We start from the raw sequence: 13,701 nt of genomic DNA on the forward strand, positions 1-13,701 counted from the left end.
CCGCGGCGGGGCATCCGATGACGAGCACCGCGACGATCACGTCGGGCGGCTTCGACGTGCGCGGGCTGGCGGACGGGCTCGCGGCCGCGGTCACGGGAGAGGTGCGCTTCGACGACGGCAGCCGCGCCGCCTACGCCACCGACGCCTCGAACTACCGCCAGGTGCCCATCGCCGTCGTCGTGCCCGACTCGGTCGACGACGCCGTGCGCGCCCTCGAGGTGTGCCGGCAGCACGACGTGCCGGTGCTCAGCCGCGGCGGGGGCACGAGCCTCGCCGGCGAGTGCTGCAACGAGGCGGTCGTCATCGACTGGTCGAAGCACTGCGACCGGCTGATCTCGGTCGACGTCGATCGCCGGCTCGCGGTCGTCGAGCCGGGCATCGCGCTCGACACGCTGAACGCGCTGCTGGCCGAGCACGGCCTGATGTTCGGGCCGAAGCCCGCGACGCATTCGCACTGCACCATCGGCGGCATGATCGGCAACGACTCGTGCGGGTCGAGCGCCCAGGCGTACGGCAAGACCAGCGACAACGTCAGCCGGCTCGAGATCCTCAGCTACGACGGGCTGCGCTGCTGGGTGGGCCGCACGAGTGACGAGGAGCTGCGCGAGATCATCGCCGCCGGCGGCGCACGCGGGCGCCTGTACCAGCGGATGCGCGAACTGGTCGACCGCGAGGCGGAGGAGATCCGCGCCCGGTTCCCCCGCATCCCGCGCCTCGTCTCCGGCTTCCACCTCGACGCCCTGCTGCCGGAGAACGGCTTCGACGTCGCCCGCGCCCTCGTCGGCTCCGAGGGCACGCTGGCCACGGTGCTGCGCGCCGAGCTGCGGCTCGTCCCCGTGCCGAAGGCGAAGGCGTTCGTCGTGCTCGGCTTTCCGAGCATCGAGGACGCGGCCGACGCGGCGCCCGTCATCGCCCGGCACGACCCGCTATCGATCGAGGGCCTCGACGACATCTTGATCGGCAACGAGCGCGCCAAGCGCGACAACACGGCCGCCCTGCAGCTGCTTCCGGACGGGAACGCCTGGCTGGTCGTCGAGATGCCGGGCGAAGACCGCGACGACGCCGGCCGGCGGGCTGAGCGGATGCTCGAGGAGCTCGCCGACCGCGACCCGGCGCCCAGCGCGAAGGTGTTCGACGACCCGGTGCAGCAGCAGGAGGTGCTCGACGTGCGCGAGGGCGCGCTCGGCGCGACCGCCTGGGTGCCGGGGCAGCGCGACACCTGGCCGGGGTGGGAGGACGCCGCCGTGCCGCCCGAGCGGCTCGGCGACTACCTGCGCGACTTCCGCACCCTGCTCGAGGAGTTCGACTACGAGCCCGCCTCCCGCTACGGGCACTTCGGGCACGGCTGCGTGCACTGCCGCATCCCGTTCGAGCTGGGCTCGCGGCAGGGCGTCGAGCACTACCGCCGCTTCGTCGAGCGGGCTGCGCGGCTCGTGGCCGGCTACGGCGGCTCCCTGTCGGGCGAGCACGGCGACGGTCAGGCCCGGGGCGCCCTGCTGCCGATCATGTTCGGCGAGCGCATCGTCGCCGCGTTCGCGCAGCTGAAGGCCGCGTTCGACCCCGGAAACAGGATGAACCCCGGCAAGGTCGTCGTCGCCGCGGGCGGCGAGCTCGACGCGCCGCTCGGACCCACCCAGAAGCTGCGACTCGGCGCCGACTACCGGCCGAAGGTCGACGTGCAGCTGCACTTCTCGTACCCCGACGAGGGCGGCCGGTTCGACCGTGCGGCGCTGCGCTGCGTGGGCATCGGCAACTGCCGCAGCCACAGCGGCGGGGTGATGTGCCCGTCGTATCGGGCGACCGGTGAGGAGGAGCACTCGACGCGCGGTCGCTCCCGCCTGCTCTTCGAGATGCTGAACGGCCCCGCCAAGGGCGGCCCGATCGAAGACGGCTGGCGCTCGAGGGAGGTGCGCGACGCGCTCGACCTGTGCCTGTCGTGCAAGGGCTGCAAGAGCGACTGCCCGGTCGACGTCGACATGGCCACCTACAAGGCCGAGTTCCTGTCGCACCACTACGCGGGCCGGCTGCGCCCGCCCGCCCACTACACGATGGGCTGGCTGCCGCTGTGGGCGAGGCTCGCGCATCTGGCACCGCGCCTCGTCAACGCGATCGGCGCGAGCCGGGCGGCGCGGATGCTGAAGCGGCTCGGCGGCATCGAGCCGCTGCGCCCCGTCCCGCGGTTCGCGCCGCAGCGGTTCACGGACTGGTTCGCGAAGCATCCGTCGCCCGCCTCGGCGCCGCACGGCGACGTGGTGCTGTGGCCCGAGACCTTCACCGACAACTTCCACCCGCACATCGCGCGCGCCGCGGTGACCGTGCTCGAGGATGCGGGCTACCGGGTCGTCGTGCCGCACGAGGCGGTGTGCTGCGGGCTGACCTGGATCTCCACCGGTCAGCTGGGCGCCGCCGAGCGCATCCTCACCCGCACGGCCCGCGTGCTCGCCCCGTACCTCGCGGGCGGCACGCCGCTCGTCGCGCTCGAGCCGAGCTGTCTCGCGGTGTTCCGCTCCGACGGGCCCGAGCTGCTGCCCGGCGACCCGGACGTGGCGCTGCTGGGCGAGCGCGCGCACACCCTGGCCGAGCTGCTGCTCGACACGGAGGGCTGGACGCCGCCGCACATCGGAGGCGGCGCCGTCGTGCAGCCGCACTGCCACCAGCACGCCGTGCTCGGCTTCGCCGCCGACAAGGAGCTGATGGGGCAGGCCGGCATCGACGCCGAGGTCGTGGGCGGATGCTGCGGGCTCGCGGGCAACTTCGGCTTCGAGGCCGGGCACCTCGACGTGTCGATCTCCGTCGCCGAACACGACCTGCTGCCGGCCGTGCGGGGCGCCGGCCCCGGCGCGCCGATCCTGGCCGACGGCTTCAGCTGCCGCACCCAGCTCGAGCATCTGGGGGAGGGGCGGCAGGCGCGCCACCTCGCCGAGCTGCTCGCCGAGGCGATCGAGGGCCGGGAGGCGCAGCCGCCGGCCGCGGGACGCCGCGGCCGCGTGCCGCGCTCGGCGGTGCGCCGCGCCCTCGACCGGTTCCCGCCGAGGCGCGTGTGACGAGCGCGGCGAGGGTTACCCGGCGAACAGCACGAACAGCCACAGCACGCTGAGCGCGACGGTCACGCCGGTCACGATCAGCCCGTACTTCGTGAACTCCCAGAACGAGATCGGATGCCCGTTCCGCTTGGCGATCCCCAGCATCACCACGTTCGCGCTGGCCCCCACGGCGGTCGCGTTCCCGCCGAGGTCGGCGCCGAGGGTGAGCGCCCACCACAGCGGATGTGCGGCGGAGCCGCCCGTGGCGACCAGGTCCTGCGTCAGCGGCGCGAGGGTCGCCACGAAGGGGATGTTGTCGACGATGCCGGAGAACACGGCCGAGCCGATCATGAGACCGATGCCGCCCGCCGTCCAGTGCCCGCCGATCGCGTTCGCCGCCGCGGTGCCCAGGGCCTTGATCACGCCGAGGTTCACGAGCGAGCCGACCATGACGAAGAGCCCGGCGAAGAACAGCAGCGTCTCCCACTCCACGTCGCCGAACACCTTCGCCGGCTCGAGCCGGGCCAGCAGCACCAGCAGGCCCGCCCCGAGCAGCGCGACGAGCGCCGGCTCGAGCCCCGTCGCCCGCGAGGTCAGGAACCCGACGAGCACGAGCACGATCACCGCGACCGAGACGACGAGCAGCCGGCGGTCGCGGATCGTCTCGCGCTCGTGCAGGGCCATCACCTGCTGCGCGCGCTCGGCGTCGAACACCATCCGGCGGCCGAACATCAGCCACACCAGCCCGATCAGCGCGGCGAGCAGGATCGCGACGATCGGGCCGAGGTGGATGAGGAAGTCGGTGAACCCGAGGCCGCCGCGGCTGCCGACGATCAGGTTGGGCGGGTCGCCGATCAGCGTCGCGGTGCCGCCGATGTTGCTGGCGAGCACCTCGGTGATCAGGAACGGCGCGACCGGGGCGGCGAGCCGCTGGCAGACCAGCAGCGTCACCGGCGCGATCAGCAGGATCGTCGTGACGTTGTCGAGGAAGGCGGAGAGCACCGCGGTGATCACGGCGAAGAGCACCAGGATGCGGAACGGGCGGCCGCGCGCGAGCTTCGCCGACCAGATGGCGAGGAACTCGAAGACGCCGCTGTGCCGGGTGATGCCGACGATGATCATCATGCCGAGCAGCAGGAAGACGACGTTCCAGTCGATGCCCGACTCCTCGGAGAAGAACACGTCGTCGCCCGTGGTGGCCCCGATGAGCACCATGATCGCCGCGCCCGTGAGCGCGACCGCGGTGCGCGGAAGCTTCTCGGTGGCGATGAAGACGTAGGCGGCGAGGAAGACCGCGACGGCGGTGACGATCTGCCAGGTCATGCGTTGCCGCCGCGCAGTGCGATGAGCGCGTCGATCACGGCGGGAAGGGCGACGAAGCGCTCCGGGTCGGCTCCGCGCACACGCAGGATCTGCGCCTTCTCGGCGGCCATGTGGCAGGCGGTCTCGAGCATGGTCGCGTCGGGATCGATCTCGCCCACGCCGCGCACGCCCAGGTCGCCGGCGTCGATCGCGTCGCCGAGCGTGCGGGCCTCGGCGGCGGCGAACAGGTCGGCGAGGGATGCGTCGTCGAGCAGCCCGGCGAGATTAAGATCCTCGACCGCGTAGTCGGGGAGCACCAGGCGGGTGATCTCCAGCGCGGAGGCGATCGCCTTCACCCGGCCACCGTCGTCCGTGATCACGACGGCGAGCTGATCGTGTTCGCCGATCAGCCTCAGTGCGGCGAAGATGCTGCTCGTGCGCGGCAGCAGCGGGAGTTCGACGGCGACGTCGGCGGCATGCATGGGTCGGCCTTTCGTAGCAGAACGGATTTCGACGCCGACCAGACTTCCCGGCACACCGGCTCCAGCCTAGGAGAGCGGGCGGGCCGACGCGAGCCGGCGCGGCGGCTCAGGAGGAGGGGGCGTCGGCGAAGAGGCGCAGGAGCCGCGGCATCCGATCGCACGCGGTCGAGATGGACGAGCCGCTCGCGCCGAGCAGCTGCAACTGGAGGGTGCGGCCGCCGCGCTGCGGCACCGCGAGCGCGCAGAACGTCGCCGACTGCGCCGAATGGGCACCGTCGCCGAGCGCGGGGAGGTCGCGCAGCCGCAGCCCCGCCGCCGTCCCGAACTGCACGTCCGACGGCGGGCCGGGCTGCGACTCGACCGAGAGCTGGTCGCCGGCGCTGTCCCGGTACGAGCAGCCGGTCGTGCCGAGCGTCTCCCTGGTCGTGCTCGCAGAGGTGAAGCGCAGTCCCGAGAGCCCTGCGGGCGCGGACACCGCATCCGCCGCGGGGCAGCGGGGCAGGGCGGTCCAGCCGGAGTCGTCGGAGGCCGACGACGAGCAGGCCGAGAGTGAGACCGCCGCCGCCAGGGTCGCGGCGACGGCGGCCGCGCGCATGCCGCGGGCGCTCATCGCGACCCCCCCCGCTCCGCCGCCCGCCGCCTCGTCGCGCCGGGCGAGCTCGGCGAGCCGGGCGTTGTACGCGTCCAGCTCGACGTCGCCGCGCAGCCTGGCTTTCCGGTCGGCGGTGCGCGTGCGCCGGGCGTCGGTGCGCTGCCACTCGAGGAACAGCACGCCGAGCACGAACAGGGTGGGCAGCTCGGTGAACCCCCAGGCGACGCCGCCGGCCGCCTGCTGGTCCGCCAGCGCGCTCGTGTGCGACCAGGCGGGCGGGTGCGCGTAGAAGCCGACGATGGGCCGGGCGGACATCATGATCACGACCCCGAAGAACGCGTGGAACGGCACGGTGGCCGCGAGCTCCCCGATGCGCACCACCGGCCGGGCGAAGGCGCCCATCAGGCCGCCGCCGCGGCGCGGGCTCGGGTCGACGCCGAGCACGCCCCAGAAGTACAGCATGCCGATCGCCAGGAAGTGGACGAGCATCAGGTTGTGCCCCCACATGGTGCTCATCAGCGCGTCGAACACGGGCGTGAAGTAGAGCACGTAGAGGCCGAGCAGGAACAGCACGACGGTCACGGCCGGGTTGGCGACGACACGGATGACCCGCGAGTGCACGACCGCGAGCACCACGGCCCGGGCGCTGCGGCCCCCGCCGCGGCGCCGTGCGGGCAGGGCCCGCAGCAGCAGGGTCATCGGCGCCCCCAGGGTGAGCAGGATCGGCGTCAGCATGCCGATGCACATGTGCTGCAGCATGTGCACCCAGAACAGCTCCATGCCGTAGCCGTCGAACCCGGTGGCCGTCATCAGCTCGAGGGTGCCGACCCCGAGGACCCACCAGAGCACGCGGCCGAGCGGCCACCGGTCGCCGCGGGCGCGCAGCACCGCCACCCCGACGAGATACGCGGCGAGCAGGGCGAGCCCGAGCAGCGGCAGCACGGGCACGGGCTGCGGATGCACGGCGAACAGCCGCGCCGTCGTCAGCGGCGCCGTCGGCATCCACATCAGGCCGGACATGTCGCCGGAGGAGCCGCCATCCATGCCGGACGCGGCGACGAGCGCGATGAGGTCAGAGACCAAGGGTCAGCAGATCCCCGACGCTCGCCTCGCCGGCGGCCTCGCTGAAGGAGCGCAGCGCCCTCACCAGGGCGGCGCGCTGCGAGGGAGGCATCCGCTCGAGCACCGTCTCGATCTCGCGTCGCCGCCTGGCGGTCACCGACTCGACCAGCCAGCGCCCGTCGTCGGTCAGCTCGAGCAGCACCTCGCGCCGGCTCTCCGGGTTGCCCGTGCGCACCACCCACCCGGCGGCGACCATCCGGTCGACCGAGCGGCTGAAGGTGGAGGGGTTGGCGCCGACGTGCTCGGCGAGCGATCCGACGCGGGTCGGGCCGTCGGTGGAGAGCAGCACGAGCACGCGGAACTGTGGGAGGGAGACGACCTCCAGCGCCGGGGCGACCGAGCGGGCGACGATCGCGAGCAGAGCGCGGGACGCGGTCAGCACGACGTCGGCCGTGCCGGGGTCTCCCTCCGACTGCTGCCGCTCCTCAGCGCGTCCGGCCATTTCTCCTCCGCCCGTTCGCCATATGTTGCACTCTTACAATAGTTGCGTGAGTGCAAATATGAGTCGGCCGGCCGGGTGGCTCCGGGAGAATCGTTACGGACTTTTCGTCGTCGCCCTGGTGGTCGGCGCCGGCTCGGCGGTCGGGGCGCTGGTCTTCCGCTTCCTCGTGCTCGGCTTCACCTGGCTCGCCACCGGCTATCAGGAGTTCGGCCAGGACGGCCGCATCGACAGCGCGCACGCACCCTGGCTCGGTCCGCTGTTCTACGTGCTCGCGCCCGCCGTCGGCGGCCTGATCTACGGCCCCGTCGTCTACCGGTGGGCGCGTGAGGCGCGCGGCCACGGGGTGCCCGAGGTGATGCTCGCCGTCGCCGAGCGCGGCGGGCGCATCCGCCCCCAGGTCGCGGTCGTGAAGGCGTTCGCCTCCGCGCTCACGATCGGCAGCGGCGGCTCGGTCGGCCGCGAGGGCCCCATCGTGCAGATCGGCTCCGCCCTCGCCTCGAGCCTCGGCCAGGCCATCCGCATGCCGACCAGCAGACTGCGCATCCTCGTGGCCTGCGGCGCCGCCGGCGGCATCTCGGCGACGTTCAACGCCCCGATCACCGGCGTCTTCTTCGGCGCCGAGATCATCCTGCGCGAGATCTCGGCCGGCTCGCTGTTCGCCATCATGCTGTCCTCGATGGTGGCCGACGCGATCGTGCGGCCGCTGATCGGCGACGCGCCGTTCCTGGCGCAGTTCCCGCACAGCGCCTCGCTCGAGCACTCGGCCGACTACCTGCTCGTGGCAGCGCTGGCCGTGATCGCCGCGTTCGTCGGCCAGCTGTTCAAATGGGTGCTCTACGCCGTCGAGGATCTCTGCGACCGGCTCTGGGCGGGCAGGCCCGAATGGGCGCGGCCGGCGGTCGGCGGCCTGCTCGTCGGCCTGCTGCTGCTCGCCCTGCCGCAGCTCTACGGCGTGGGGTATCCGGTCATGTTCCGCGCGCTCGACGGCCACTACACGCTGTGGTTCCTCGTGCTGCTGGCCGCGGCGAAGATCTTCGCGACCTCGCTCACCCTCGGCGTCGGCGGATCGGGCGGGGTGTTCGCGCCCTCCCTGTTCGTCGGCCTGATGACCGGCACCGCCTACGGCGTCGTGGTCGACCAGCTGTTCGGCGATGCCGCGGGCAGCCCCGCCCTCTACGCGGCGATCGGCATGGCCGGCGTCTTCGCCTCCGGCACGCGGGCGCCGCTGACGGCGTTGGCTTCCGTGGTCGAGATGACCGGCGACTTCACCCTCGCCCTGCCGGTCATGCTCACCGGGGCCATCTCGACGCTGGTCTCCCGCTCCATCTCGTACGGCACCGTCTACACGCAGAAGCTGCTGCGCCGCGGGCAGGACATCGAACGCCTGCAGGACTACGAATACCGCCGCATGATGCACGCCCGCGGCGACGAACCATCGGCGGCATGAGCCGCGCCCGGACCCGCCCTCGATTCGCGACATTTGCTTTTCACACGTAAACTAGTTGGCTCATGTGAGAGCCGGCCCCCGAATGGGGGGCGGCGCTGAGCCCCTGGGTGGCGGACGACGATTCGGGTCGTGACAGTCGCTCGACACAGGAAGGAACCATGAGTTCTCACGCAATTCGCACAACCTCCGCACCGCGGCGCCTGCGCCTCGACGACATCAACATCGTCGACACCTCGCGCCTGAAGCGCGCCCTGCGCGGCACCGTGGTCGGCAACACCATGGAGTGGTACGACGTCGGCGTGTACGGCTACCTCGCCGTCACGATGGGCAAGGTCTTCCTGCCCACGGCCGCCTCGAGCGTCCAGATCCTGTTCTCGCTCGGCGTGTTCGCCGCGACCTACATCGTGCGCCCGCTGGGCGGCATCGTCTTCGGCCGGCTGGGCGACAAGGTCGGCCGCCAGCGGGTGCTGGCCACGACGCTCATCATGATGGCCTCGGCGACCTTCATCGTCGGCCTCATCCCCTCCTACGCGACGATCGGCGCCGCCGCACCGGTGATCCTCGTCGTGATGAAGCTGCTGCAGGGCTTCTCGACCGGCGGCGAGTACGCCGGCGTCACCACCTTCGTCAGCGAGTACGCGCCCGACCGCCGGCGCGGCTTCTTCGGCGGCTTCCTCGACCTCGGCTCGTACCTGGGCTTCGCGTTCGGCGCGCTGATCGTCTCGATCATGCAGCTCACGCTCGGCGACCAGGCGATGCTCGATTACGGATGGCGCATCCCGTTCCTCATCGCGGGGCCGATCGGCGCGACCGCCGTGTACTTCCGGCTGAAGATCGAGGAGTCGCCCGCCTTCCAGGCCGTGCTCGAGGCCGAGCAGGGCGAGAAGGAGGAGCAGCTCGCCGCCGAGACCGGCCTGCTGGCCATCCTGCGCACCCAGTGGCGCCCGCTGCTGATCGCCATCGTGCTGGTCGCCGCGGCCAACACCGTCGGCTACGCCCTGACCAGCTACATGCCGACCTACCTGACCGACACGCTCGGCTACGACGCGGTGCACGGCACCCTGCTCACCATCCCGGTGCTCGTGATCATGTCGGCCGGCATCCCGGCCGCAGGCCTGCTCTCCGACCGCATCGGCCGCCGCCCCACCGTGTGGCTCGGGGCGGCCGCGATGGGCGTGCTCGCCGTGCCCGCCTTCGGGCTGCTCGCGGTCGGCGCGGTGTGGTCGACGCTCGTCGGGCTGTTCCTGATGGCGATCCCGACGGCGCTGCTCGTCGGCACCCTCGCCTCGGCGCTGCCGGCGCAGTACCCGACCGCGATGCGCTACGGCTCGATGGGCATCTCGTACAACATCGCCGTCGCCGTGTTCGGCGGCACGGCGCCCGTGTTCATCGAGGCGATCATGCAGGCCACCGGCGACTCGATGACCCCGGCCTACTACCTGATCGGATTCGCCGTCGTCGGCGCCGCCGCGGCCTTCGGCCTGCGCGAGTCGGCCCGGCGCCCGCTGCCGGGCTCGATGCCCGCCGTCGAGACCGCCGCGGAGGCCGTCGAGCTGGTCGAGACGCAGGACGAGAACGAGCTGCTCGACCTCGACGAGCTGCCGCTGGAGCCGGTGGGCGCAGCCGCGCGCGACTGACCCGGGTGCGCGGGGGCGGTACGCGGATAGCCTGGGTCGCGTGAGCCAGACTTCCGCCGTGCTGCCCCCGCGCTCCGCCGAGCTGCTCGACACGATGCGCCGGCGCGTCGTGATCGCCGACGGCGCCATGGGCACCATGATCCAGTCGCACGAGCCGACGCTCGACGACTACCAGCAGCACGAGGGCTGCAACGAGATCCTCAACGTCTCGCGGCCCGACATCATCGCCTCGATCCACGACGCCTACCTCGAGGTGGGCGTCGACGCGGTCGAGAGCAACACCTTCGGCGCCAACTGGTCGAACCTCTCCGACTACGGCATCGCCGACCGCATCACCGAGCTTGCGGCGGCCGGGGCGCGCATCGCCCGCGAGCGCGCCGACGCGTGGCGCGAGCGCGACGGCCGGCCGCGCTGGGTGCTCGGCTCGATCGGCCCCGGCACGAAGCTGCCGAGCCTCGGCCACACCACGTACGCCAACCTGAAGCAGACCTTCGCCCAGCAGGCGGCCGGGCTGATCGAGGGCGGCGCCGACGCGTTCCTCATCGAGACGTCGCAGGACCTGCTGCAGACCAAGGCGGCGATCAACGGATGCAAGGCGGCGACCGAAGAGACAGGCATCCGTCTGCCCATCTTCGTCGAGATCACCGTCGAGACCACCGGCACCATGCTGATGGGCTCGGAGGTCGGCGCCGCGCTGACGGCGATCGAGCCGCTCGGCGTCGACGCGATCGGGCTGAACTGCGCCACCGGGCCCGACCTGATGAGCGAGCACCTGCGCTACCTGTCCCGGCACTCCCGGGTGCCGGTCGTGTGCATGCCCAACGCGGGCCTGCCGCAGCTGACCTCGGACGGCGCGCGGTACCCGCTGCAGCCGGCCGAGCTCGCGCGGGCGCACGAGCAGTTCGTGCGCGAGTTCGGCGTGGGCCTGGTGGGCGGATGCTGCGGCACGACGCCCGCGCACCTGAAAGCGGTCGTCGAGCGCGTCGGCCGGGTGCGGGTCGCCGCGCGGCAGGTGGAGGACGACCCTGGGGTCGCAAGCCTGTACCAGCACGTGCCGTTCCACCAGGACGCCTCGTACCTCGCCATCGGCGAGCGCACCAACGCCAACGGCTCGAAGGCGTTCCGCGAGGCGATGCTCGAGGAGCGCTGGGACGACTGCGTCGAGATCGCGCGCCGGCAGATCCGCGCCGGGGCGCACCTGCTCGACGTGTGCGTCGACTACGTCGGCCGCGACGGCGTCGCCGACGTGCGCGAGGTCGTCTCGCGGCTCGCGAGCGCCTCCACCCTGCCGCTCGTCGTCGACTCGACCGAGCCGGCCGTGCTGCAGGCGGGCCTCGAGCTGATCGGGGGGCGCCCGGTGATCAACTCGGTGAACTTCGAGGACGGCGACGGCCCGACCTCCCGCTATGGCCGCATCATGCCGCTCGTGAAGGAGCACGGCGCCGCCGTGATCGCCCTCACCATCGACGAGCAGGGCCAGGCGCGCACCACCGAGGGCAAGCTGGCGATCGCCACCCGGCTCGTCGAGGCGCTGACCGGCGAGTGGGGGCTCGAGGTCTCCGACATCATCGTCGACTGCCTGACGTTCCCCATCGCGACCGGGCAGGAGGAGACCCGCCGCGACGCGATCGAGACCATCGAGGCGATCCGGCAGCTCACCGCCAAGTACCCGGGCATCCACACCACGCTCGGCGTCTCGAACGTGTCGTTCGGGCTGAACCCGGCCGCCCGCACCGTGCTCAACTCGGTGTTCCTGCACGAGGCCGTGCAGGCCGGCCTCGACTCGGCCATCATCGACGCGGCGAAGATCGTGCCGCTCGCCTCCCTTCCCGACGAGCAGCGCCAGGTCGCCCTCGACCTGGTCTGGGACAAGCGCGAGTACGACGCCGACGGCAACGTCACGTACGACCCGCTGGCACGGATGCTCGAGCTGTTCGCCGGCGTCGACTCCAAGGCGCTGCGCGACCAGCGCGCCGCCGAGCTCGCCGCGCTGCCGGTGGGCGAGCGGCTGCAGCGGCGCATCATCGACGGCGAGGGCAAGGGCCTCGAGGCCGACCTGCAGGAGGCCATGGCCGGCGGCCTCACGGCGCTCGAGATCATCAACGTGCACCTGCTGGAGGGCATGAAGGTGGTCGGCGAGCGCTTCGGCGCCGGCGAGATGCAGCTGCCGTTCGTGCTGCAGTCGGCCGAGGTGATGAAGAGCGCCGTCGCGCTGCTCGAACCGCACATGGAGAAGACCGAGGACGCCGGCAAGGGCCGCATCGTGCTGGCCACCGTGCGCGGCGACGTGCACGACATCGGCAAGAACCTCGTCGACATCATCCTCACCAACAACGGCTACGAGGTGATCAACCTCGGCATCAAGCAGCCGATCAACGACATCATCGCCGCCGCCGAGGAGCACCACGCCGACGTGATCGGCATGAGCGGGCTGCTGGTCAAGTCGACCGTGGTGATGAAGGAGAACCTGCAGGAGCTGAACTCCAGGGGCCTCGCGAAACGGTGGCCGATCATCCTGGGCGGCGCGGCGCTCACCCGCGCCTACGTGGAGCAGGACCTCGCCGAGCTGTTCGAGGGCGAGGTGCGCTACGCCCGCGACGCGTTCGAGGGCCTCGCGCTGATGGAGCCCCTGGTGAAGATCGCCCGCGGCGCCGACCCGGCCTCGGTCGGCCTGCCGCCGCTGAAGAAGCGCATCCACCGGCAGGGCACGACGCTGACCCTGACCGAGCCCGAGGCGATGCCGGCGCGCAGCGACGTCGCCTCCGACAACCCGGTGCCGGCGCCGCCGTTCTGGGGCACCCGGCTCGTCAAGGGCATCCCGCTGGGCGAGTTCGCCGCGTTCCTCGACGAGCGCGCCACCTTCATGGGGCAGTGGGGGCTGAAACCGTCGCGCGGGGCGGACGGCCCGAGCTACGAGCAGCTCGTGGAGACCGAGGGGCGGCCGAGGCTGCGGTACTGGCTCGACCGCATCGTCGCGGAGGGGATGCTCGAGGCATCCGTCGCCTACGGGTACTTCCCCGTGGTCTCAGACGGCGACGACGTCGTCGTGCTGCACCACGGCGACGACCCCGCAGGCGCCCTCGGCACGCCGGGGCTGCTCGCCCCCGACGGCGGCTCGGGCGGGGCGCTCGGCGGCGAGCGGCTGCGCTTCCGCTTCCCGCGCCAGCGCCGCGACCGGCACCTGTGCCTCGCCGACTTCGTGCGCTCGCGCGAGTCGGGGCAGGTCGACGTCATGCCGGTGCAGCTCGTCACGGCCGGGGCGCGGGTGAGCGAGTTCACCGGGGCGCTGTTCGCCGAGAACCGGTACCGCGAGTACCTGGAGCTGAACGGCCTGGCCATGCAGCTGACCGAGGCGCTGGCGGAGTACTGGCATGCGCGCATCCGTGCCGAACTCGGGTTCGCCGCCGAGGACCCGGCCGACACCGAGGGGCTGTTCAAGCTCGAGTACCGCGGCGCGCGCTTCTCGCTCGGCTACCCGGCCTGCCCCGACATGGAGGACCGCACCAAGGTCGTCCAGCTGCTGCGGCCCGAGCGCATCGGCGTCGTGCTCTCGGAGGAGCTGCAGCTGCACCCCGAGCAGTCCACCGACGCCTTCGTCTTCCACCACCCGGAAGCGAAATACTTTTCCGTGTAGGTCTCGCGCGCCGGTCCCCA

8 protein-coding genes are annotated in these 13,701 nt (G+C 72.2%); 4 read left to right on the top strand and 4 right to left on the bottom strand.

The features are described from left to right. The first annotated feature begins 17 nt into the window (after positions 1–17). Positions 18–3,044, top strand: coding sequence for an FAD-binding and (Fe-S)-binding domain-containing protein (locus H563_RS14235; protein WP_022880591.1), 3,027 nt, complete (start codon positions 18–20; stop codon positions 3,042–3,044). Positions 3,045–3,059: 15 nt separating this feature from the next. On the opposite strand, the gene H563_RS0100100 is transcribed toward H563_RS14235, so the two are convergent. The 4 genes from H563_RS0100100 to H563_RS14245 all read right to left on the bottom strand — a co-directional run bounded on the left by H563_RS0100100 (position 3,060) and on the right by H563_RS14245 (position 6,963). Beyond that, on the bottom strand, positions 3,060–4,346 hold the full coding sequence (locus H563_RS0100100) for an ArsB/NhaD family transporter (protein ID WP_022880592.1): 1,287 nt from the start codon (positions 4,344–4,346) through the stop codon (positions 3,060–3,062). Next, positions 4,343–4,807 carry a CBS domain-containing protein gene (locus tag H563_RS0100105; protein ID WP_022880593.1) on the bottom strand — a complete coding sequence of 155 codons (465 nt, stop codon included), beginning with the start codon at positions 4,805–4,807 and terminating at the stop codon, positions 4,343–4,345. The genes H563_RS0100100 and H563_RS0100105 overlap by 4 nt, the downstream gene beginning before the upstream one ends. Before the next feature lie 106 nt (positions 4,808–4,913). Next, the gene (locus tag H563_RS17560) at positions 4,914–6,482 is read right to left on the bottom strand and encodes a cytochrome c oxidase assembly protein (protein WP_022880594.1); all 1,569 of its coding nucleotides are present in this window, start codon (positions 6,480–6,482) and stop codon (positions 4,914–4,916) included. Beyond that, positions 6,472–6,963 (bottom strand): MarR family winged helix-turn-helix transcriptional regulator, encoded by a 492-nt coding sequence (locus H563_RS14245; protein ID WP_022880595.1) that lies wholly within the window; start codon positions 6,961–6,963, stop codon positions 6,472–6,474. The genes H563_RS17560 and H563_RS14245 overlap by 11 nt, the downstream gene beginning before the upstream one ends. A gap of 46 nt (positions 6,964–7,009) precedes the next feature. Between H563_RS14245 and H563_RS14250 the strand changes: the two genes are divergently transcribed. The 3 genes from H563_RS14250 (at position 7,010) to metH (ending at position 13,681) form a co-directional block, all read left to right on the top strand. Continuing rightward, a complete protein-coding gene (locus H563_RS14250; protein ID WP_211212359.1) occupies positions 7,010–8,410 on the top strand; it encodes a chloride channel protein in 1,401 nt (466 codons plus the stop codon). Between the two features lie 158 nt (positions 8,411–8,568). Then, the gene (locus tag H563_RS0100125; protein WP_022880597.1) at positions 8,569–10,047 is read left to right on the top strand and encodes an MFS transporter; all 1,479 of its coding nucleotides are present in this window, start codon (positions 8,569–8,571) and stop codon (positions 10,045–10,047) included. A gap of 94 nt (positions 10,048–10,141) precedes the next feature. Then, positions 10,142–13,681 (top strand): methionine synthase, encoded by a 3,540-nt coding sequence (gene metH / locus H563_RS0100130; protein ID WP_081416115.1) that lies wholly within the window; start codon positions 10,142–10,144, stop codon positions 13,679–13,681. Positions 13,682–13,701 lie beyond the last annotated feature (20 nt).

It is taken from the genome of Gryllotalpicola ginsengisoli DSM 22003, assembly GCF_000419445.1.
In the GTDB taxonomy this organism is placed as follows: domain Bacteria; phylum Actinomycetota; class Actinomycetes; order Actinomycetales; family Microbacteriaceae; genus Gryllotalpicola; species Gryllotalpicola ginsengisoli.